Genomic DNA, 19,146 nt, shown 5'->3' on the forward strand with positions numbered 1-19,146 from the left:
AGCGTCGGCACGAAACGTGGCGAACTCGAATGCGATCTCATGACAGGCTCCTTGGGGCCGGAATGGACCGGCTCGATAGGCGGACAAGGCGGCAAAGATATGGCGGCCGCGGCCGGCAAGGGCGGCGCCGAAGCCGTGCCTCGGGCCTTTTCGCGCCGCGCGGGGCTGGTATCGTGCGCTGGAACCGCGCCATCCAGCCCGCGTTGGCCAAGCACGACAGCATAGCAACGGGAGACGAACCATGACGCTCAGCGACGCCCAGCAACGGCTCAATCGCGGCCACGATTTCGACTTCTCCGGCCTCACCGCCCTGTTCGTGAATTGCACGCTCAAGGCCTCGCACCAGGGCGTCTCGCACACGCAGACGCTGATGGACGACGCGATCGCGATCATGCGGCAGAACGGCGTCGCCGTGACGAACCTGCGCGCGGCCGACCATCGCCTCGCCTTCGGCGTGCAGCCCGACATGCGCGAGCATGGCGCGAGCCACGACGACTGGCCGGAGGTTTTCTGGCCCGAGATACGCGACGCCGACATTCTGGTGCTCGGCACGCCGATCTGGCTCGGCGAGGAATCCTCGCTGTGCCGGGTGATCATTGAGCGGCTTTACGCCCATTCCGCCCAGCGCAACGACAAGGGCCAGTATGTTTTCTACGGCAAGACCGGCGGCTGCATGGTGACCGGCAACGAGGACGGCATCAAGCATGTGTCGATGAGCTGCCTCTACGCCATGCAGCATGTCGGCTACACGATCCCGCCGCAGGCCGATTGCGGCTGGATCGGCGAGGCCGGGCCGGGCCCGTCCTACGGCGACACGCTCGACGACGGCAGCCGCGCCGGTTTCGACAATGATTTCACCCGCCGCAACCTGACCTTCATGACGTGGAACCTGATGCATGTCGCGCGCCTGCTCAAACGGGCCGGCGGCCTGCCCGCGCACGGCAACACCGCCGCCTCCTGAAGATCGGACGTCTCTGGCGGCGGCCGCGCCGCGCGGTCGCGGCCGCAATGCTGGACAGGCTCCGCTTGCCCCCCTATCGATAGGTCATGCCGGGGCTCCGCCTCCGACCGGACAGTGCAAGGATCATCATGGCCACGCTTTCCTCCCAGATTTCCCCCGCCGCCGAGAATTTTCGCGACAATGCCAGCCGCATGAAGGCGCTGGTGGCCGAGATCGCCGAAACGGCGGCCGAGATCGAGCGCGGCGGCCCGCAGGCGGCGCGCGAGCGCCACACCGCGCGCGGCAAGCTTTTGCCGCGCGAGCGGTTGGCGCAGCTGCTCGACGCCGGCTCGCCATTTATGGAAATCGGCCAGTTCGCCGCGCATGCGATGTATTCGGGCGACATCGCGTCGGCCGGCATGATCGCCGGCATCGGCCGGGTGTCGGGTCGCGAGGTGATGGTGGTGGTCAACGACGCCACCGTGAAGGGCGGCACCTATTATCCGCTGACGGTGAAAAAGCACCTGCGGGCGCAGGAGATCGCGCGCGAAAACAACCTGCCCTGCATCTATCTGGTCGATTCGGGCGGGGCCAACCTGCCCAATCAGGACGAGGTCTTCCCGGACCGCGAGCATTTCGGCCGCATCTTCTACAACCAGGCCAACATGTCGGCCGCCGGCATCCCGCAGATCGCCTGCGTGATGGGCTCGTGCACGGCGGGCGGGGCCTATGTGCCGGCGATGTCGGACGAATCGATCATGGTGCGCAACCAGGCGACGATCTTTCTCGGCGGCCCGCCGCTGGTCAAGGCGGCGACCGGCGAGGACGTCACCGCCGAGGAACTGGGCGGAGCGGAGGTGCATACCCGCCAGTCGGGCGTGGCCGACCACTATGCCATCGACGACGAGCACGCGCTCGGCCTGGTGCGCCGCATCGTCGCCAATTTGAACCGGAAAAAACCCGCCCGGCTGGAGACCCGCGCCCCGGTCGCCCCGCTTTACGCAGCCGACGAGATTTACGGCGTGGTGCCGGCCGACACGCGGCAGCCCTACGACGTGCGCGAGGTGATCGCGCGCATCGTCGACGGTTCCGAACTGGACGAGTTCAAGCAGAATTACGGCACGACGCTGGTGACCGGCTTTGCCCGCATCCACGGCCTGCCGGTCGGCATCATCGCCAATAATGGCGTGTTGTTTTCGGAATCCGCCCTCAAGGGCGCGCATTTCATCGAATTGTGCTGCCAGCGCGACATTCCGCTGGTGTTTTTGCAAAACATCACCGGCTTCATGGTCGGCAAGAAATACGAGGCCGGCGGCATCGCCCGCGACGGCGCCAAGCTGGTGACGGCGGTGGCCACGGCGCGCGTGCCGAAAGTGACCGTCATCATCGGCGGCTCGTTCGGCGCCGGCAATTACGGCATGTGCGGGCGCGCCTACTCGCCACGCTTCTTGTGGATGTGGCCGAACGCGCGCATTTCGGTGATGGGCGGCGAGCAGGCCGCCACCGTCCTGTCGATGGTCAAGCGCGAGGGCATCGAGCGCAAGGGCGGTGAATGGTCGGACGAGGACGAGGCGGAATTCAGAAAGCCGATCCTGGAAAAATATGAGAAGGAAGGCCACCCGCTCTATTCGTCGGCAAGGCTCTGGGACGACGGCATCATCGACCCGGCCAGGACGCGCGAGGTGCTGGCGCTCAGCCTGTCGGCCGCGCTCAACGGCGAACGCGAGGAGACGAAATTCGGCGTCTTCAGAATGTGAGCGCGACCTTGCGCGCGCCTTCGGAGCCGTCCCGATGATCCCCTGGGAAACACTCGACACCGCCGCCGTGCCCGGCGGCCGGGAGACGCTGCGGCTGAAACGGCGCGGCGGCGAGTTCTCCGTCATGCTGGGCAGCAACGAATTGATGAACAGCCGGCTGAGCGGTTCGGAGGAAGCGCTCGCCCGGCTGAGCATCGAGCGCCTGACATCGCCAGCCCCGCGGCTGCTTGTCGGCGGCCTCGGTCTCGGTTTCACGCTGCGCGCCGCCCTGCCCCTTCTGCCGCCCAAAGCCCACGTCACCGTGGCCGAGCTGGTGCCGGCGGTGATTGCCTGGGCGCGCGGCCCGCTCGCCGCGCTGCACGGCGACAGTCTGACCGACCCGCGCGTGTCAATCGTGGAGGCCGATGTCGGCGCCGTCATCAGGGCGCAGCGGTCGCGATGGGACGCCATCCTGCTCGACGTCGACAACGGCCCCGAAGGGCTGAGCCGGGCCAGCAACGATGCGCTCTACAGCGCCAGCGGGCTGGCCGCGGCCCACAACGCGCTGGCGCCCGGCGGCGTCTTGTCGGTGTGGTCGGCCGGACCCGACCGCAGCTTCACCCGCCGCCTGCGCGACACCGGCCTGGCGGTGGAGGAAGTTTCCGTGCGCGCCGGCACCACCAGACGCGGCGCCCGCCACGTCATCTGGCTGGCCAGCAAGGCGTGACCGTTGCGCCACCCCATTTGCCTCACGCCGCGCAGGCCTTGCATTTGGCGGCCGCCCACCGCAGGCTCCGCCGCACCGCGCACCACGATCACCGGGGAGCCCTGATGGCCAGGCACCGCATCTACACGACGAGTTTCGCCAGCGTCTATCCGCATTATGTCGCCAAGGCCGAGAAGAAGGGGCGCACGAAGCAGGAGGTCGACGAGATTATCGCCTGGCTGACCGGCTACGGCCCCGCCGAGCTCGACGCCGTGCTCGCGGCAAAGACCGATTTCGAGACCTTCTTCGCCGAGGCGCCGAAGCCCAACCCGGCCCGTGACAAGGTCACCGGCGTGATCTGCGGCGTGCGCGTGGAGGAGGTCGAGGAGCCGACGATGCGCGAAATCCGTATCCTCGACAAGCTGGTCGACGAGTTGGCGAAGGGCAAGGCGATGGAGAAGATTTTGCGGACGACCTGACGCGCCCGCGCCGCATTCGCCGCCCCCGGGCGCGCCGCTCGCCCCTACCCCTGATCGTGCAGGACGATCGAAAACCCTTCGTCAGCCGAAGGCTCGACGAAGTGGCTGGTGAAGAGGTCGAACTCGGCCTCGCTCACCCGGTATTCGTGTTCGCCCGTCGCATTGCGGCCGGCGAGCCTCGCCTTGCACACGGCGTCGCTCGCCCTGAGATAATGCAGTTCGTGCGCCGCACCCGCCTTTTCGAAGATGGCGCGCATCCAGGCGCGCGAGGCAGGCGTGTTGGCCTGGAAGTCGAGCACGACGGACACCGAGCGCAGCAGGTCGGCGACCAGCGGCGCGACGGCCTCGCGCAGCCGCCGCGTGCAGCGCGCATAGTCGTCGATCGTCGCGATCTCGCCCGGATAGAGCCGCGCCAGCCAGAAATCCTCGCTAATCAACACGGTGTCCGGCGCCCGCGCCTGCCTCGCCGCCAGCGTCGACTTGCCGGAGGCGATCTTGCCGCAGATCATCAGGAGCTTTGGACGAGACAATTGCTTTTCCGTTCTGGTAAGCCCGACTTGACAGGGCCGGCGCGGATCACAGGAATTTTTGGATCGGTCGTCAAGCTTGGCGATGGGGTTCCGTTCGGACTGGAACCGACACGAGGTCCGGTTCCGCGCCGGTTGTTCCAGGGACCAACCCGTTGATATCGCGCCCAGCGCCCGACCCGCGATGCCGCGCCGACGTCGCCCCGGCGGATGACGCACCTAGCGTCCAGTCCGCGACGCCGCGCCAGCGTGCGACCCGGTCGTGATCGTCATCCTCGGGCCTGACCCGAGGATCCATGCCTGAACGGTCCCGACCGACGCCTACGACACCAAACTTGTCCACGCCTTCCTGCTCGCCGGTATCCTTCCCGAAGTGACCGAGGACATGGAATGCGCGGACCCGACCTCACAGTGAAATACAACCGGCTCGTTTGGCATCTCGCCGCGGAACGCGTGCGCCGTGCCAGCAGCGGGATGCGATCGGTCATCAAAGCGAACCCAAACTGGCACCTCCAGCCGCGAGCGCCGGCAGGAACGCCCGAGGGTGGGCAGTGGATCGCCTATCTTACCGCCGGCGCCGCATCGATCCTGCCCGTCCTGATGCGCCTGGGCCCGAAGGCCGTGCGCCTCTTCCGCGAGATCGCTCGCCGCGTCGGGCCGACGCTCCGCCGGCTGCCGAAACAATGGGGCGAGAAGTCGAAGTTTCCCGACGAGGAGGAATTCGATACGGAAACACGCAGGATCGGCCCCATGTCGCGGCAACGGCCGGGCCAGCCGGTGCTGCGGTTCCGGAACGAGCGCGAACTGCGCAATTACCTCGGACCCGCAGGTCCCGGCCGTGAATGGCATCACATCGTCGAGAAAAGACTGGAGGTGCTTTTTTCGCCTGAACTCATTCACAGCACGGACAACATCATCAACCTGCCGGTTGACCTGCACCGCCACATCAATGGCAAGATGAGCCGCAAGTCGTCGGCCACGAACGATATCGTTCGCCGCTTCTACGTAAGTCGGTTCTCGTTTCGCGACCAATACAATCACGGCATCGACTTGATCAGAGAGGCAGCGGAAGAACTTGGCTATGACCCGGACAATCTCTGACAAGCCGACTGGCGCGCTCGTGGCCGCCCTGGTCGAATACGAGGAGCAGCGGCGGCTCGCGATCCGCCGCGAGGACACGCCGGCCGCAAACCGGCTCTACGACAAGACGGTCCCCATCCTGAAAGAACTGGTGCTGAGAGAGCCCGAGGGCCGCGACGCGCTGGAGGCCCTGCTTCAGCATTCCTCGGCCTTCGTTCGCCTGTCGGCGGCGGCAAAGGTGCTCGGCTGGGCTCCGAACAAGGCAATCCCGGTTCTGGGGCGGCTTTACACCGAGGACCTCAAACCCGCCTACTCCCTCGCCGAGAGCGGTGACGTCCGCCTGACCGCGAAAGAATTGCTCTACCGCCATTTCGGCATTCGCAGCTTCAATCCGAACCATCTCATCGAGCCGCTCAAGGCCTATGGCATCGACTGGCCCTACCGGCCGCATTTCGATCGCTAGGCTGCCGCCAAGCGGGAGGGCAGACTTGGCTATGACCCGGACAATCTCTGACAAGCCGACTGGCGCGCTCGTGGCCGCCCTGGTCGAATACGAGGAGCAGCGGCGGCTCGCGATCCGCCGCGAGGACACGCCGGCCGCAAACCGGCTCTACGACAAGACGGTCCCCATCCTGAAAGAACTGGTGCTGAGAGAGCCCGAGGGCCGCGACGCGCTGGAGGCCCTGCTTCAGCATTCCTCGGCCTTCGTTCGCCTGTCGGCGGCGGCAAAGGTGCTCGGCTGGGCTCCGGACAAGGCAATCCCGGTTCTGGGGCGGCTTTACACCGAGGACCTCAAACCCGCCTACACCCCCGCCGAGAGCGGCAGCGTCCGCCTGACCGCGAAAGGTCTGCTCTACCGCCATTTCGGCATTCGCAGCTTCAATCCGAACCATCTCATCGAGCCGCTCAAGGCCTACGGCATCGACTGGCCCTACCGGCCGCATTTCGATCGCTAGGCTGCCGCCTAGCGGGAGATAGTCGGCACGCGAATATCGCGCTACGAAGGCTTCATGTCCTTCGGCGTCTTCATTCACCGCTCCGATTCTATCTACGACGACAGCCCATCGGAGCGCTACCAGTTCCCGCCGATGTATCTCAGCCGTGTGGAAGCCTGCGTCGGCGGCTGGATCGTCTATCTGGAACCGACCAAGGTCCCTGCCACGCGCGGCTATTTTGCGGTGGCAAAAGTTCAAGAGGTGATCGCTGATCCAGCAGTGCCCGGCATGTATCTCGCGATCATCGAGCCAGGCAGCTATCTCGATTTTGCCGATCCGGTGCCGTTCAGCAGTCCTGACGGCGTCATCGAGCGTGGCCTTCTGAACGAGGCCGGCAGGATCTCCGGCCGTGCCCAGGCTGCCGTGCGCCCGCTCGCGCCGGCCGATTTCCACCGCATCCTTGCCGCCGGACTAGGTGACGAGGACGCGTTTTTGCCGCGGGTCGGCGAGGCGGCCCGTTACGAGATCGACGAGGAGCAGGTGCCGTTCGAGCACGAGCGCGAGCGCGTGATACAATTGACGTCGCGGATCGTGCGCGACCGCGTCTTCCGCCGCGTCGTGCTTCGTGCCTATGGCGAGCGCTGCGCCGTCACCGGCCTGAAGCTGATCAACGGGCGCGGGCGCGCCGAGGTCGAGGCCGCCCATATCCGCCCGGTGGAGGCAAATGGGCCGGACAGTCTGCGCAATGGCATCGCGCTTTCCGGCACCGTCCACTGGATGTTCGATCGCGGGCTCATCTCGCTTGCCGACGATTTCGGCATCCTGGTGTCGCGGCAGGTCAACGACCAGGACAGTGTGCGGGCGATGATCAACCGCAGCGGGCGTGCCCTCGTTCCCGATCGCGGCCTGCAACGCCCGCATCCGCGATTTCTCGCCTGGCACCGCGCCCACTGCTTCAAGGCCTAAGCGACGCGGCAGGGAACGCGCCGATGATCCGCGCCGCCGACCGCCGCTCGCCAGCCCTCGCGATTACGGCCTTTCGACGGCCGGCCTTCGCCGCCGCTAAGGCGCGGCGGCCAGGAGCACGAAGGAGGCGAAGATCACCAGGTGCACCACGCCCTGCAGGATGGTGGTGCGGCCGGTCGCCAGCGTCAGCGTGCCGGAAAACAGGGTCAGCGCCAGAAGCACGACATGTTCGCCCTCCAGCCCAAGCGTGAGCGGCTTGCCGAGCAGGAAAGAGGCGATCGCGATCGCCGGGATCGACAGGCCGACGCTGGCGATCGCCGAGCCGGTCGACACGTTGAGGCTGGTCTGCAGACGGTCGAGAGCGGCCGCGCGCACGGCGGTCATGCCTTCGGGCAGCAAGACGATGGCGGCGATCACAACCCCGACAAAGGCCTCGGCGAAGCCGATCGCCGTAACGCCCTTTTCGACCGCCGGCGCCAGCGCCTCGGCCAGCATGATGACGGCGGCCAGCGACAAGGCCAGAAACGCCGCGCCGAGCGCGGTCTGGCCGTTCGAGGGCACGGCGTGGCCGGAGGCCTCGCCCGGGGTGGAGATGTCGAGGAAGTCGCCGCGATGACGCACAGTCTGAACGAACAGGAAGGTGCCATAAAGTGCCAGCGACACCACGGTGACGAAGGCGAGCTGAACGGTTGAATAATAGGGGCCGTCGACGGCCAGGGTGAAATTCGGCAGGATCAGGGTCAGCGTCGCCAACACGCCGACCACGGAAAAGGCGGCGACCGCGCCATGGCTCTGGAAGGACTGTTCGCGGTGGCGCAGGCCACCAGTCAGCAGGCACAGGCCGACCACACCGTTCAGCACCAGCATGACGGTGGCGAACACCGTGTCGCGCGCGACGGTGACGTCGCCCTCCGACGGCGCCAGCATCATCGACACGATCAGCGCCACCTCGATGACGGTGACCGCGCCGGCCAGCACGATCGACCCGAACGGCTCGCCGATGCGCGCGGAGATGATTTCGGCGAAATGCACGGCCGAAAACACCGTCGCCACCAGCACGACACCGGCGAGCGCCAGAAACGGCACCGATGTTTCATCGACAATGTGGAGCTGTTCCAGCGCGATCAGCACGACCGCGGCAAGCGGGGCCAGCATCGGCCGCCAGGCAGCGCCCCGTGGCGCTGAATGCGGGGCCTCCGCACCGGTTGCGCTGCTCATCGTGTCACCCTCCGCCCTTCGGTGGTTGCCTGGCGCGCCTGCCGCAACATCGCCTTGGTCGCGACCGGCATCCATCCCGCAGGATCACGCCTTACGGGCCGAAGCTATCCAGAGGGTTAAGACGACCGTGCGCGACGGGCGGTGTACCGGCCTCATCCGCCATTGACCAGCGCCAGCACGAGCTGCTGGACATTGCCGCCCTGGCTCATTTCGACCCGGTCGAACTCGCGGCTCTTGCGGCGCTGCTCCTGCGACAGCGCGGCCAGTTTTTCGGTCAGTTCGGCGCGGATCTTCCGGCATTTGGGATCGTTTTCCGTCCGCAGCCCGACCGAGACCGCCTCGATCTGCTCGACCAATTCCACGATCAGCGCGCCATGCACGCGCTCGTGTTTTTCGATTCCGTCGATGAAGCGCTTCCAGCGCGGACGCGTCTCGGGCGGCAGCGTGCCCTTCGGCTTCGGCAGCCGGTAGGTGATGACGAGATGCGGCCGCGCGGCGGCGAGCGTGCAGCCGCCCCGCTCCGGCACGTAGTTGCGCGACCATTTCAGATCGAAATCGGTGTAGGCGATGGCGCGGCCGACGCCGATCTTCGGGCCGTTCTCGCCGATCGAGCGATAAAGCTCGATGCCGGTTCGCCCCGAGATCGCGTAGGTCACGATCTTCTCGACCGGTTTCCAGTCGCCCGCGGCCGCCGGCGACGAGGCCGCCAGACCGGCAAGGAGACAGAGCGCGCGCAGGCCGGTCCGCAATCGATGATCCTCTTTGCCGTTCGGTTCGACGGGGTGCAGTGACAGGCACTGTTCACAAACGGCCCGATTTGGCAAGCTTCCCGCGCCGGCGCCGGCTGGACTTGGCCGCCCGGACATGGCTTAACCGGCGGGTCGTTCGGCGCCTTTCGTGGAGGATGAATGTTTTCCAAGATCCTGATCGCCAATCGCGGCGAAATCGCCTGTCGCGTCATCCGCACCGCCCGGCGCCTCGGCGTCAAGACGGTCGCGGTCTATTCCGAGGCCGACCGGCGCTCCATGCATGTGGCGATGGCCGACGAGGCGGTGGCGATCGGCCCCGCGCCGGTGGCGGAAAGCTATCTGGTCGGCGACCGGATCATCGAGGCGGCGCGCGAGACCGGCGCCGAGGCGATCCATCCCGGCTACGGCTTCCTGTCGGAAAATCCCGATTTCGTCGACCAGGTGGTCGCCGCCGGGCTGGTGTTCATCGGCCCGTCGGCCGATTCGATCCGCGCCATGGGCCTGAAGGACGCCGCCAAGCGGCTGATGGAAAAGGCCGGCGTGCCGGTCGTGCCGGGTTATCACGGCGACGGCCAGGCGCTGGTGCTTCTGGCCGGCAAGGCCAAGGAGATCGGCTATCCGGTGCTCATCAAGGCGCGCGCCGGCGGCGGCGGCAAGGGCATGCGCCGCGTCGACGACCCGGCCGATTTCGCCGAGGCGCTGGCGGCCGCGCAGCGCGAGGCCAAGGCGGCCTTCGGCGATCCCTGGGTGCTGATCGAAAAATATGTCGAAAAACCCCGCCATATCGAGGTGCAGGTGTTCGGCGACAATCACGGCCATGCGGTCCATCTTTACGAACGCGACTGCTCGGCCCAGCGCCGTCACCAGAAGGTGATCGAGGAGGCGCCCGCACCGGGCATGACCGCCGAGATGCGTGCGGCCATGACCGCGGCGGCGGTGAAGGCGGCGATGGCGATCGACTATAGCGGCGCCGGCACGATCGAGTTCATCGTCGACGCCTCGGACGGGCTCAGGCCGGACCGGTTCTGGTTCATGGAGATGAACACGCGACTGCAGGTCGAGCATCCCGTCACCGAGATGGTGACCGGCGTCGACCTGGTCGAGTGGCAATTGCGCGTCGCCGCCGGCGAGACCCTGCCCAAGACGCAGGAGGAAATCCGGCTCGACGGCCACGCCTTCGAAGCGCGGATCTATGCCGAGGACGCCACGCGCGATTTCCTGCCGGCGATCGGCACCCTGCACCATCTGGAGTTTCCGCGCCGGCTCGGCGACGACACGAGCGTGCGCGTCGACACCGGGGTTGCGGCCGGGGACGCGATCTCGCCCTTCTACGACCCGATGATCGCCAAGCTGATCACCAAGGGCACCGACCGCGCGGCAGCACTTGGCGGCCTGGTCGCGGCACTCGAAAAAACCCAGGTCGCGGGCTCGACCGTCAACATCCCGTTTTTGGCCGCGCTTGCCGGCGACGCCGATTTTGCCGCCGGCGACGTCGACACCGGCATGATCGCGCGCAAGCAGGAGGCCCTGACCGCGATCGCTCCGCCCGGCGCGGCGATCGTGGCGCGCGCCGCGCTCGCCGCCTCCGGCGCGGTGCACGACGCGACCTCGGCCGATCCATGGGACACGCTTGCCGGTTATGCGCATTTCAACCCGATCGCCCGGCGCGTGCGGCTTGTCCGCGACGGCGAGGAGATCACGGCCAGCGTCACCGCCCGGCCAGGCGGCGCCTTCGCGGTCGGGCTCGGCGCCAAGAACGAATTCGTGTTCGACGCGCTGCATGCCAGTTCGGCAGCGGTCGCGCTGTGGCCCGGCCACGTGACCGTGTTCGAGGGCGCGGTCGGACACAGTTTCTCAATCCCCGACCCGGTGGCCGAGGCCGAGGAACAGGCCGCCGGAACCGACACGATCCGCGCCCCGATGCCGGGGCTGGTCAAGGTGGCGCGCGCGGCCGAGGGCGAGCGGGTCACGAAAGGCCAGGCGCTGCTGGTGCTGGAGGCGATGAAGATGGAACACACCGTCGCAGCCGGCCAGGACGGCACGATCGCCGAAATCGTGACCGAGGGCGCGCAGGTCACCGACGGCACGGTACTGGTACGCTTCGCCGCCGATTGATTGCCCTTCGCGGCGAACGGTTCGCTTATCGAAAGGACCGCAGATGGCCTGGGTGATGTTGTTTTTTGCCGGTCTGTTCGAGATCGGCTGGGCGATCGGGCTCAAATATACCGAAGGCTTCAGCCGTCTGGTGCCGTCCGTGCTGACGGTGGCGGCGATGGCGATCAGCTTTTATCTGTTGAGCGCGGCGTTGCGCACCCTTCCGGTGGGCACGGCCTATGCGGTGTGGACCGGCATCGGGGCGGTCGGCACGGCGATCCTGGGCATCGTGCTGTTCGGCGAGCCGGCGACGGCGGCCAGGCTTACCTGCATCGCGCTGATCGTGGCCGGCATTCTGGGCCTGAAGATCTTTTCGGGCACCTGAGGCGCGGTCCAAAACAGGAAAGCCGCGTCGGCCCGTCAATGGCCAGCGCGGCTTTCGTCGTCGGCAGCGCCCCGGCAGCCCCCGCCCCCGCGCACCGCCTGGCCGTGATGGCCGGGCTCAATGCATGGTCATCCATTCGCGCGCCTCGCGCAGGGCGCGGGCGATTTCCATCTTGGACATGGAGGCGGCGATCTCGCCGCGCAGCGCCACGGCGCGCTCCGAGCCCTTGATGGCCGCGATGTTGAACCATTTATGCGCCGCCACCATGTCGACGTCGCAATCGCGACCGGTCGCATACATCATACCGAGCTCGAACAGAATGTCGGCCTGGGCCGTGTTTCCGATATCGCCGGCACCGGCTTCAAGCATCTCATATCGCGCCATTTTTCAGTCCCCTGTTGTCGCGTTGTGGCGGCCTGGTTGCGTTCGGTGTGCCGCCGTTTCGATGGTTCCGAGAATGGCGACGAGGCTTGAATCCGTCGTTAAATGGCGTGCTTAATTTGGAGAAAATGAAATGAAAACAAGAGGTAAACCAAGGGATTCGTTAACGATCGAACCCCGCGGATTTCCGGGGAATCGGCGCTCTTGTCGTTAAAATGCCGATGGCCGCCGGCAAGGTTTGGCTAACCACGGCCGCGAATGGGCGTGTCGGCAAGGCGCGATCTTGCGCGCGCCGGCAGGCGGCAAATTCCTCCCCATGACGGCTTTCGTCGCGGCCCGCCCTGGTTTACGTTAACGTTCGCGTAAGACGAGGGGCTGAAGCCCGACCAGGGAGGAAACGGATGAAGAGACTTTTCGCGATCACCCTTGCCACCGTGATCATGTCGGCCGGCGCGGCCTTGGCCGATCCGATCGAGGGAAACTGGAGAACGCAGTCCGGCGAAACCGCCGGCATCGCCAAATGCGGCGGCAGTTTCTGCATCACGCTGAAGACCGGCGACCACAAGGGCAAGCAGATCGGCAAGATGCAGGCGACCGGAAACGGCAAATACAAGGGCAAGATCACCGACCCGGCCGAAGACAAGACCTATACGGGCAAGGCATCGCTGTCGGGATCCTCGATGAAGATGAGCGGCTGCGTGTTCGGCGGGCTGCTGTGCCAGTCGCAGTCCTGGCAAAAACTTTAGAACCGCTCTGCTTTTTGGCGGATTCGCAGTCCGGCTCTAACCGATCGGTTCAACGCGTTTGCGAATAGCGAACCGGCTTGCGCTTCGCCTGGAGCCTTTTTGGGCCGCGACAAGGCGGCATGACCGTGCGCGCCGCCGGTCTCCTCGAAAAAACCTTGGCAAACCCCGTCGCCGCGCGGCGGGGTTTTTCGTTGCGAATGGTGGGCGGAGGCATGCGAGCCGCCTTTTTCCCACCACGCCGCGGCCACATGAACGGCCGATGAACGCCGCTCTCAGGGCGGGTTCAGGCCGGCGGTGGCACAAGGGGGCGCAAGAAGGGAAAACCACATGCTCGCGCGCCGCCTCACCATCGTTTCGCTGCTCATCCTGATTTTCGGGTTCGGCTTCTCGATCCTCGTCGCCGAAGGCAGTCGTCCGGCGCGCTCGTTCGAAATCGGCCTGTTCATCCCGTGTGTGTTCGAACAGGGCCTCGTCTGCACGCCGCCGGCGCGCTGAAGCCGCCGTCCGTAAAGATAACAGTTCCAGTAGAGTTCCAGTCCGGAAAAGCCCCCCATGAACGATGTCATCGCCCGTCTCCCGGCCGCTCTTGCCGCCGGCGCCCGCCTCGCGCTTCTCGCCGCGGCCCTGTGCGTGCCGCTGCTCGCCATGCCGGCGAAGGGCGGGAACGAAGCCATTCTGGTCGGCGGCGACATTAACGCGACCAGCGGCGCGGGCCTGGTGATCGTCGTCGGGCTGCGCCGGGCGCGATAAACCGCCGCGACATCGTTGCCCCCCTCCCCGAGCGCGCCAAGTCTCTCTATAATGGGATATGGAAAAGCGAATCTACCCACAACCGATCGAGACGATCGCGCGACCCGAACCCTATATCCGCCAGAGCTTTACCGACGCCAAGGCGGCGGTGCAGGCGCTCAAGGCGCTTTATGAACGCAACACCGCGTTTTTGCGCGCCTCCTTCAACGGCCTCGCCGACGGCGGCGCGGTCGACCGGCGCTACCGCGCCTATTACCCCGAAATCGGCGTCACCGTGTCGAGCCACGACCAGATCGACACCCGCCTCGCCTACGGTCACATGCCCACACCGGGGCAATATTCGACCACCATCACCCGGCCGGACCTGTTCGAAAACTATCTGATCGACCAGCTGGCGCTGATCATCCGCAATCACGGCGTGCCGGTCACGGTCTGCGAATCCGAAACCCCGATCCCCGTGCATTTCGCGTTCGGCGAAGGCGCCTATGTCGAGGCGGCGGTCGCCGACAGCATCAAGCGGCCGCTGCGCGATCTTTTCGACGTGCCCGACCTCAACGGCACGGACGACCATATCGTCAACGGCACGCACGAGCTGGGCCTGGGCGAGCCGCTGCCGATCGCGCCGTTCACCGCCCAGCGGGTCGACTATTCGCTGCACCGGCTGTCGCACTACACCGCCACCAGCGCGAACCATTTCCAGAACTTCGTGCTGTTCACCAACTACCAGTTCTATATCGACGAATTCTGCGCCCATGCGCGCACGCTGATGGCCAAGGGCGGGGAAGGCTACACGAGCTTCGTGGAACCGGGCAATCTGGTGACGGCGGCCGGCGAAAGCGCGCCGGGAAGCGGCCAGGCCGCGCCGCGCCTGCCGCAGATGCCGGCCTATCACCTGACCCGGCCCGACCATTCCGGCATCACCATGGTCAATATCGGCGTCGGCCCCTCCAACGCCAAGACCATCACCGACCATATCGCGGTGCTGCGGCCGCATGCCTGGCTGATGCTGGGCCATTGCGCGGGACTGAGAAACACCCAGGCGCTCGGCGATTACGTGCTGGCGCACGCCTATGTGCGCGAGGACCACGTGCTGGACGACGATCTGCCGGTGTGGGTGCCGATCCCGGCGCTGGCGGAAGTGCAGGTGGCCATGCAGGAGGCGGTCGCGGAAGTCACCGGGCTCGCCGGCTACGAGCTCAAGCGCATCATGCGCACCGGCACGGTCGCCACGATCGACAACCGCAACTGGGAACTGCGCGACCAGCGCGGGCCGGTGCAGCGCCTGTCGCAGTCGCGGGCGATCGCGCTCGACATGGAATCGGCCACCATCGCGGCCAACGGGTTCCGCTTCCGGGTGCCCTACGGCACGCTGCTATGCGTTTCGGACAAACCGCTGCACGGCGAGTTGAAACTGCCGGGCATGGCGACCGACTTCTACAAGCGCCAGGTCGCCCAGCACCTGACCATCGGCATCCGGGCGCTGGAAAAGCTTGCCGAGATGCCGCCCGAGCGGCTGCATTCGCGCAAGCTCAGGAGCTTTTCGGAAACCGCCTTCCAGTAGCGTGTCGCGGCGCGATCATGATCGTGCCGCACTTGCCGGCTTCAAGGCGAGGCATGACCGGATCGACGCATAAACGACATCGTGGACGACGCATGCTCGCCAAGCTCTCCATGGCCGCCGCGCTCGGACTGACGCTGGCGCTGGCGGCCGGCTTCGCCGGCGCGCTGCACCCGGCGTTCGATTCCTTCGCGCATCTGCGCCTTCATGTCGCCGGGCTGCTGGTTGTCGCGGGTCTGGTCATGGCCTGGCTCGGCGCCCGCCGGACCGGGGCCGGCGCGGCGACGGTGGCCATCCTGGCCGCGGTGGCGACGCTGGCGGGCCCGTTCTGGCACAGCCCGGCCGCCGCCGGAGCGTGGACTCTACAGCAGGATGTGGCGCGCTACCGGCTTTTGCAGCTGAACCTGCGTTTCGACCACCCCGATCCCAAACGGGTGCTGTCGCTGATCGCCCGCGAGCACCCCGATATCGTCACCCTCAACGAGGTGTCGCCGCGGTGGCGCACGGCGCTCGAGCCGATCGCCGCCGCCTATCCATACCGGCTTGTTTGCGCGGCGAGCGCGGGCGTCGGCGGCGTGGCGATCCTGTCGCGCCGGCCGTTTGCTGCCGATGCGCGGCGAGCCTGCACCCTCAATGGCCGCTTCGCGCATGCCGGCATCGATCTCGGCGGCACGACGGTTCGCGTGGCGGCGGTGCATTTCGGCTGGCCGTGGCCGTCGCGACAGGCTGCCGAGGCCGCCAGGCTTGCCCCGGTGATCGCCGCACTGGACGGCCCGACGATCCTGGCCGGCGATTTCAACGCCACGCCGTGGAGCGCGTTTTTCAGCCGGTTCGTGGCCGATGGCGGGTTCGAGCCGCCGCCGCGCCTCGGCGCCACCTGGCTATATCATGCCTTGCCGCAGGCGCTCAGGCCGGCGCTCGGCTTGCCGATCGATCATGTGATGACCCGGCAAGGCGTCCGGCTCGTGCAAACCCGACGCGGCGCGGATGCGGGCTCCGACCATGTGCCGGTCGTGGCGGATTTCGTCCTCGACGCTCCCGCCAACGCGGCGCCGGCCACCACGGTCGCGCGCGCGGCCGGCCGGTGACGGGGCGTGTTTGACGCGGCCGGCGCGGCGCGCCAGGATCACATGTTCGGGTAGACTGGCCCCTCCCCGCCCTGCGGCGGCACCCAGTTGATGTTCTGGTTCGGATCCTTGATGTCGCAGGTCTTGCAGTGCACGCAGTTCTGCGCGTTGATGACGAAGCGCGCACCGGCCGCGCCCGGCTTGTCGGCAACGGAATCGCCGTCGGCGTCGACCCATTCGTAGACCCCGGCCGGGCAATAGCGCGTCGACGGCCCGGCGAATTTGTCGAACTCGGACTCCTTCTGCAGGTCCATATCCTTGACCTGGAGGTGGACCGGCTGGTCCTCCTCGTGGTTGGTGTTGGACAGGAACACCGAGGACAGACGATCGAAGGTCAGGACGCCGTCGGGCTTGGGGTAGTCGATCTTCTTGTGCGCGGAGGCCGGCTCGAGTGCTGCCGCATCGGTCTTGCCGTGCTTGAGCGTGCCGAACGGCGAAAAGCCGAACAGCGTGTTCAGCCACATGTCGAAGCCGCCGAGGCCGACGCCGAGATAGAGCCCGAAGCGCGACCAGAGCGGCTTGACATTGCGCACCTTCTTCAGGTCGCGGCCGATCTCGCTCGCCCGCCAGGTCTCGTCATAGCCGGCGAGCTCGTCGCCGGCGCGGCCGGCGCCCAGCGCCTCGGCGACGCTTTCTGCCGCCATCATGCCCGACAGCACCGCGTTGTGAGAACCCTTGATGCGCGGCAGGTTGACGAAGCCGGCCGAGCAGCCGATCAGCGCGCCGCCCGGGAAGACGAGCTTGGGCACGGACTGGAACCCGCCCTCGGTGATCGCCCTGGCGCCGTAGGAGACGCGCTTGGCGTCCTCGAACGTGTCGCGAATGGCCGGATGCGTCTTGAAACGCTGGAACTCGGCGAACGGCGACAGGTAGGGGTTCTTGTAGTTCAGGTGGACGACGAAACCGACCGCGACCAGATTGTCTTCCAGATGATAGAGGAACGAACCGCCGCCGGTCTTCTTGTCGAGCGGCCAGCCGAAGGAATGCTGGACCAGGCCCGGCTTGTGGTTTTCGGGTTTGACCTGCCAGAGTTCCTTGAGCCCGATGCCGAATTTCTGCGGCTCGCTGTCGCGATCGAGGTCGAACTTGGCGATCAGCTGCTTGGCGAGCGAGCCGCGCACGCCCTCGCCGATCAGCGTGTATTTGCCCAGCAGCGCCATGCCCGGCGCGTAGTTCGGCCCCTTGCTGCCGTCGCGCTCGACGCCCATGTCGCCGGTGGCCACGCCGATGACGGCGCCGGCATCGTCGTAGAGCACCTCGGCGGCGGCGAAACCGGGATAGATTTCCACGCCGAGCGCCTCGGCGCGGCCGGCCAGCCAGCGGCAGACATTGCCGAGCGAAACGATATAGTTGCCGTGATTGTTCATCAGCGGCGGCATCAGGAAATTGGGAAGACGGACCGAACCCGCCGGCCCCAGAAGCAGAAACTGGTCGTCGGTCACCGGCGTCTTGAAGGGGTGTTCGGCATCGTCGCGCCAGTCCGGCAACAGCTTGTCGATGCCGACCGGGTCGACCACGGCGCCGGAGAGAATATGGGCGCCGACCTCGCCGCCCTTCTCGAGAACGACGACGGACAGGTCGGAATTGAGCTGCTTCAAACGGATCGCCGCGGACAGTCCCGCCGGCCCAGCGCCGACGATCACCACGTCGAATTGCATGCTTTCGCGTTCGGCTTCGCTCATTCACTCCTCCAAATCGGCGCGCGCGGCACTATCCTTGCGGCCATCGCCTGTCACAAAAAAGCTCGCTTCGCCATACCTTAGTGCCTGCACGAACGAAAGAAACCGCGATGGCGACACAGCGCCGCTGTTTCGCGCATCTATTTAATTACCTTAACGTAAACGTCAAAATATGCCAAGCCGACGCGCCGCCTTGCCCGGGCCGCAAAGTCGGGCATACTTTAGCGATGGATACGGCACGCAAACGGCGCGCGGCCATGCGACTGGTTCGTCGGCTTGCCGCCCTTTTGTGGCTGACCGCCCTGGCGTTGCCCGCCGCGGCGGAAGACGGCAAACGCTGGCGCGCCGGCGCCTATTCCTTTTCCGACGAGTTGGGCGGTTTCAGGATCTTGTCGGCCCGCGGCGTCGGCACGCGCGACGATCCGGTCGTGCTGACGCAGGAATTCTACTCCGCCAGCCCGGTGACGCTGGTGATCCGGGCCGAGGCGCCGATCCGGCTCTACAGTTTCGACGGCAAGTTCGCCAACGGGTTCCTCAGGCTGGTCGTGGTGGCGCGCAACGCCAGCGGACTTGCCTGGACCGAATTCGAGTTCGAGCTTCAAGAAAGACTCGGGCAGCCGAGCGTGTTCGGCGACGGACTGTCCTTCAACCAGCGCGACACCGCACGGGACACGGTGTTTTCCGGCGGATTTTCCCGTCACCAGCGCGATTTCGAGCCTTATGACCGGCTGCTTTTCACAGAAGGCACCGTCGATCCCGGCAAACAGACCGATTTCGGCTTCCTGATTTCGGATTTTACGCCGAAATTGACCTTCTTTCTGGTCCAGGATCCACGCATCCCGCTGTCATGAGACAACGCAGACCGTTTTCATCGCGGCGCGAAAGCTCTACTGATCGGCGAGCAAGGACAAGGTGACGGCGTGAGCGACCTGCGCGAACTGCTTTTCTTTTATGCCGACAGCGGCGCCGACGAGGCGCTGGAGGACGAGCCCGTCAACCGCCTGGCCCCGAAACAGCCGGCGCCCCCGCAACCGGCCGAACCCGCCGTCGGCGACCGCGACGCGCCGGCGCCCCCGCGCCAGGCCGCGCC

Annotated in this window: 21 protein-coding genes; 16 read left to right on the forward strand and 5 right to left on the reverse strand. The window is 66.5% G+C overall.

The genetic code is table 11. The annotated features are described in order from the left end of the window. Positions 1 to 241: 241 nt before the first annotated feature. From EP380_RS22570 to EP380_RS22585, 4 genes are all read left to right on the forward strand, one after another. A complete protein-coding gene (locus EP380_RS22570; RefSeq protein WP_127601057.1) occupies positions 242 to 961 on the forward strand; it encodes a flavodoxin family protein in 720 nt (239 codons plus the stop codon). Between the two features lie 128 nt (positions 962 to 1,089). Beyond that, entirely contained in the window at positions 1,090 to 2,697 is a 1,608-nt protein-coding gene (locus tag EP380_RS22575; protein WP_127601059.1) for a carboxyl transferase domain-containing protein, read from the forward strand. 34 nt (positions 2,698 to 2,731) lie between these two features. Next, positions 2,732 to 3,403 carry a spermidine synthase gene (locus EP380_RS22580; RefSeq protein ID WP_127601061.1) on the forward strand — a complete coding sequence of 224 codons (672 nt, stop codon included), beginning with the start codon at positions 2,732 to 2,734 and terminating at the stop codon, positions 3,401 to 3,403. A 104-nt stretch (positions 3,404 to 3,507) separates the two neighbouring features. Beyond that, entirely contained in the window at positions 3,508 to 3,861 is a 354-nt protein-coding gene (locus EP380_RS22585) for a DUF2200 domain-containing protein (RefSeq protein WP_106570996.1), read from the forward strand. A 44-nt stretch (positions 3,862 to 3,905) separates the two neighbouring features. Here the strand turns inward: EP380_RS22585 and EP380_RS22590 are convergent, their stop codons facing one another. After that, positions 3,906 to 4,370 carry a P-loop nucleotide/nucleoside kinase family protein gene (locus tag EP380_RS22590; RefSeq protein ID WP_106570997.1) on the reverse strand — a complete coding sequence of 155 codons (465 nt, stop codon included), beginning with the start codon at positions 4,368 to 4,370 and terminating at the stop codon, positions 3,906 to 3,908. A 408-nt stretch (positions 4,371 to 4,778) separates the two neighbouring features. Between EP380_RS22590 and EP380_RS22595 the strand changes: the two genes are divergently transcribed. From EP380_RS22595 to EP380_RS22610, 4 genes are read left to right on the forward strand one after another with little or no spacing between them, the layout of a single operon-like run. Further along, complete coding sequence (locus EP380_RS22595) at positions 4,779 to 5,489, forward strand: hypothetical protein (protein WP_106570998.1); 711 nt, start codon at positions 4,779 to 4,781, stop codon at positions 5,487 to 5,489. Continuing rightward, complete coding sequence (locus EP380_RS22600) at positions 5,470 to 5,931, forward strand: DUF2019 domain-containing protein (RefSeq protein WP_106570999.1); 462 nt, start codon at positions 5,470 to 5,472, stop codon at positions 5,929 to 5,931. The genes EP380_RS22595 and EP380_RS22600 overlap by 20 nt, the downstream gene beginning before the upstream one ends. A 31-nt stretch (positions 5,932 to 5,962) precedes the next feature. Next, on the forward strand, positions 5,963 to 6,424 hold the full coding sequence (locus EP380_RS22605) for a DUF2019 domain-containing protein (RefSeq protein WP_164749964.1): 462 nt from the start codon (positions 5,963 to 5,965) through the stop codon (positions 6,422 to 6,424). A gap of 54 nt (positions 6,425 to 6,478) precedes the next feature. Continuing rightward, positions 6,479 to 7,369, forward strand: a complete 891-nt coding sequence (locus EP380_RS22610) for an HNH endonuclease (protein WP_127601065.1) — start codon at positions 6,479 to 6,481, stop codon at positions 7,367 to 7,369. 96 nt (positions 7,370 to 7,465) lie between these two features. Here EP380_RS22610 and EP380_RS22615 read toward each other — a convergent pair whose 3' ends face one another. Together EP380_RS22615 and EP380_RS22620 are read right to left on the reverse strand one after the other, a co-directional pair. Continuing rightward, complete coding sequence (locus EP380_RS22615; protein WP_127601078.1) at positions 7,466 to 8,524, reverse strand: calcium:cation antiporter; 1,059 nt, start codon at positions 8,522 to 8,524, stop codon at positions 7,466 to 7,468. A 215-nt stretch (positions 8,525 to 8,739) separates the two neighbouring features. Beyond that, a complete protein-coding gene (locus tag EP380_RS22620) occupies positions 8,740 to 9,336 on the reverse strand; it encodes a DUF922 domain-containing Zn-dependent protease (RefSeq protein WP_238720017.1) in 597 nt (198 codons plus the stop codon). Between the two features lie 159 nt (positions 9,337 to 9,495). Here EP380_RS22620 and EP380_RS22625 point away from each other — a divergent pair, with 159 nt between their 5' ends. Next, the gene (locus tag EP380_RS22625) at positions 9,496 to 11,451 is read left to right on the forward strand and encodes an acetyl-CoA carboxylase biotin carboxylase subunit (protein WP_127601067.1); all 1,956 of its coding nucleotides are present in this window, start codon (positions 9,496 to 9,498) and stop codon (positions 11,449 to 11,451) included. Between the two features lie 43 nt (positions 11,452 to 11,494). Continuing rightward, positions 11,495 to 11,815 (forward strand): quaternary ammonium compound efflux SMR transporter SugE, encoded by a 321-nt coding sequence (gene sugE, locus EP380_RS22630; RefSeq protein ID WP_106571005.1) that lies wholly within the window; start codon positions 11,495 to 11,497, stop codon positions 11,813 to 11,815. Positions 11,816 to 11,932: 117 nt separating this feature from the next. On the opposite strand, the gene EP380_RS22635 is transcribed toward sugE, so the two are convergent. After that, positions 11,933 to 12,199, reverse strand: coding sequence for an SEL1-like repeat protein (locus EP380_RS22635; RefSeq protein ID WP_106571006.1), 267 nt, complete (start codon positions 12,197 to 12,199; stop codon positions 11,933 to 11,935). 398 nt (positions 12,200 to 12,597) lie between these two features. Between EP380_RS22635 and EP380_RS22640 the strand changes: the two genes are divergently transcribed. From EP380_RS22640 to EP380_RS22655, 5 genes are all read left to right on the forward strand, one after another. Continuing rightward, positions 12,598 to 12,942 carry a DUF2147 domain-containing protein gene (locus EP380_RS22640; protein WP_127601069.1) on the forward strand — a complete coding sequence of 115 codons (345 nt, stop codon included), beginning with the start codon at positions 12,598 to 12,600 and terminating at the stop codon, positions 12,940 to 12,942. Positions 12,943 to 13,269: 327 nt separating this feature from the next. Further along, a complete protein-coding gene (locus tag EP380_RS23670) occupies positions 13,270 to 13,437 on the forward strand; it encodes a hypothetical protein (RefSeq protein WP_164749965.1) in 168 nt (55 codons plus the stop codon). 57 nt (positions 13,438 to 13,494) lie between these two features. Next, on the forward strand, positions 13,495 to 13,692 hold the full coding sequence (locus EP380_RS22645) for a hypothetical protein (protein ID WP_106571008.1): 198 nt from the start codon (positions 13,495 to 13,497) through the stop codon (positions 13,690 to 13,692). Between the two features lie 58 nt (positions 13,693 to 13,750). Beyond that, a complete protein-coding gene (locus EP380_RS22650) occupies positions 13,751 to 15,253 on the forward strand; it encodes an AMP nucleosidase (protein WP_106571009.1) in 1,503 nt (500 codons plus the stop codon). Between the two features lie 92 nt (positions 15,254 to 15,345). Then, positions 15,346 to 16,338 (forward strand): endonuclease/exonuclease/phosphatase family protein, encoded by a 993-nt coding sequence (locus EP380_RS22655; RefSeq protein ID WP_127601071.1) that lies wholly within the window; start codon positions 15,346 to 15,348, stop codon positions 16,336 to 16,338. A gap of 38 nt (positions 16,339 to 16,376) precedes the next feature. Here the strand turns inward: EP380_RS22655 and EP380_RS22660 are convergent, their stop codons facing one another. After that, entirely contained in the window at positions 16,377 to 18,059 is a 1,683-nt protein-coding gene (locus EP380_RS22660) for an electron transfer flavoprotein-ubiquinone oxidoreductase (protein WP_127601073.1), read from the reverse strand. A gap of 254 nt (positions 18,060 to 18,313) precedes the next feature. On the opposite strand from EP380_RS22660, the gene EP380_RS22665 reads away from it, so the two are divergent. Further along, a complete protein-coding gene (locus tag EP380_RS22665) occupies positions 18,314 to 18,907 on the forward strand; it encodes a hypothetical protein (RefSeq protein ID WP_238720019.1) in 594 nt (197 codons plus the stop codon). Positions 18,908 to 19,146 lie beyond the last annotated feature (239 nt).

The sequence above is a fragment of the Nitratireductor alexandrii genome (genome assembly GCF_004000215.1).
GTDB classification, from domain to species: domain Bacteria; phylum Pseudomonadota; class Alphaproteobacteria; order Rhizobiales; family Rhizobiaceae; genus Mangrovimarina; species Mangrovimarina alexandrii.

What these genes read in the sequence shown, in the direction of transcription:
- EP380_RS22585 (WP_106570996.1), top strand. Translation starts at nt 3,508, where the DNA reads ATGGCCAGGCACCGCATCTACACGACGAGTTTCGCCAGCGTCTATCCG.
- EP380_RS22650 (WP_106571009.1), top strand. Translation starts at nt 13,751, where the DNA reads ATGGAAAAGCGAATCTACCCACAACCGATCGAGACGATCGCGCGACCC.
- sugE (WP_106571005.1), top strand. Translation starts at nt 11,495, where the DNA reads ATGGCCTGGGTGATGTTGTTTTTTGCCGGTCTGTTCGAGATCGGCTGG.
- EP380_RS23670 (WP_164749965.1), top strand. Translation starts at nt 13,270, where the DNA reads ATGCTCGCGCGCCGCCTCACCATCGTTTCGCTGCTCATCCTGATTTTC.
- EP380_RS22615 (WP_127601078.1), bottom strand. Translation starts at nt 8,524, where the DNA reads ATGCTGGCCCCGCTTGCCGCGGTCGTGCTGATCGCGCTGGAACAGCTC.
- EP380_RS22640 (WP_127601069.1), top strand. Translation starts at nt 12,598, where the DNA reads ATGAAGAGACTTTTCGCGATCACCCTTGCCACCGTGATCATGTCGGCC.
- EP380_RS22580 (WP_127601061.1), top strand. Translation starts at nt 2,732, where the DNA reads ATGATCCCCTGGGAAACACTCGACACCGCCGCCGTGCCCGGCGGCCGG.
- EP380_RS22600 (WP_106570999.1), top strand. Translation starts at nt 5,470, where the DNA reads ATGACCCGGACAATCTCTGACAAGCCGACTGGCGCGCTCGTGGCCGCC.
- EP380_RS22655 (WP_127601071.1), top strand. Translation starts at nt 15,346, where the DNA reads ATGCTCGCCAAGCTCTCCATGGCCGCCGCGCTCGGACTGACGCTGGCG.
- EP380_RS22590 (WP_106570997.1), bottom strand. Translation starts at nt 4,370, where the DNA reads ATGATCTGCGGCAAGATCGCCTCCGGCAAGTCGACGCTGGCGGCGAGG.
- EP380_RS22570 (WP_127601057.1), top strand. Translation starts at nt 242, where the DNA reads ATGACGCTCAGCGACGCCCAGCAACGGCTCAATCGCGGCCACGATTTC.
- EP380_RS22575 (WP_127601059.1), top strand. Translation starts at nt 1,090, where the DNA reads ATGGCCACGCTTTCCTCCCAGATTTCCCCCGCCGCCGAGAATTTTCGC.
- EP380_RS22665 (WP_238720019.1), top strand. Translation starts at nt 18,314, where the DNA reads ATGCGACTGGTTCGTCGGCTTGCCGCCCTTTTGTGGCTGACCGCCCTG.
- EP380_RS22605 (WP_164749964.1), top strand. Translation starts at nt 5,963, where the DNA reads ATGACCCGGACAATCTCTGACAAGCCGACTGGCGCGCTCGTGGCCGCC.
- EP380_RS22625 (WP_127601067.1), top strand. Translation starts at nt 9,496, where the DNA reads ATGTTTTCCAAGATCCTGATCGCCAATCGCGGCGAAATCGCCTGTCGC.
- EP380_RS22635 (WP_106571006.1), bottom strand. Translation starts at nt 12,199, where the DNA reads ATGGCGCGATATGAGATGCTTGAAGCCGGTGCCGGCGATATCGGAAAC.
- EP380_RS22660 (WP_127601073.1), bottom strand. Translation starts at nt 18,059, where the DNA reads ATGAGCGAAGCCGAACGCGAAAGCATGCAATTCGACGTGGTGATCGTC.
- EP380_RS22610 (WP_127601065.1), top strand. Translation starts at nt 6,479, where the DNA reads ATGTCCTTCGGCGTCTTCATTCACCGCTCCGATTCTATCTACGACGAC.
- EP380_RS22595 (WP_106570998.1), top strand. Translation starts at nt 4,779, where the DNA reads ATGCGCGGACCCGACCTCACAGTGAAATACAACCGGCTCGTTTGGCAT.
- EP380_RS22645 (WP_106571008.1), top strand. Translation starts at nt 13,495, where the DNA reads ATGAACGATGTCATCGCCCGTCTCCCGGCCGCTCTTGCCGCCGGCGCC.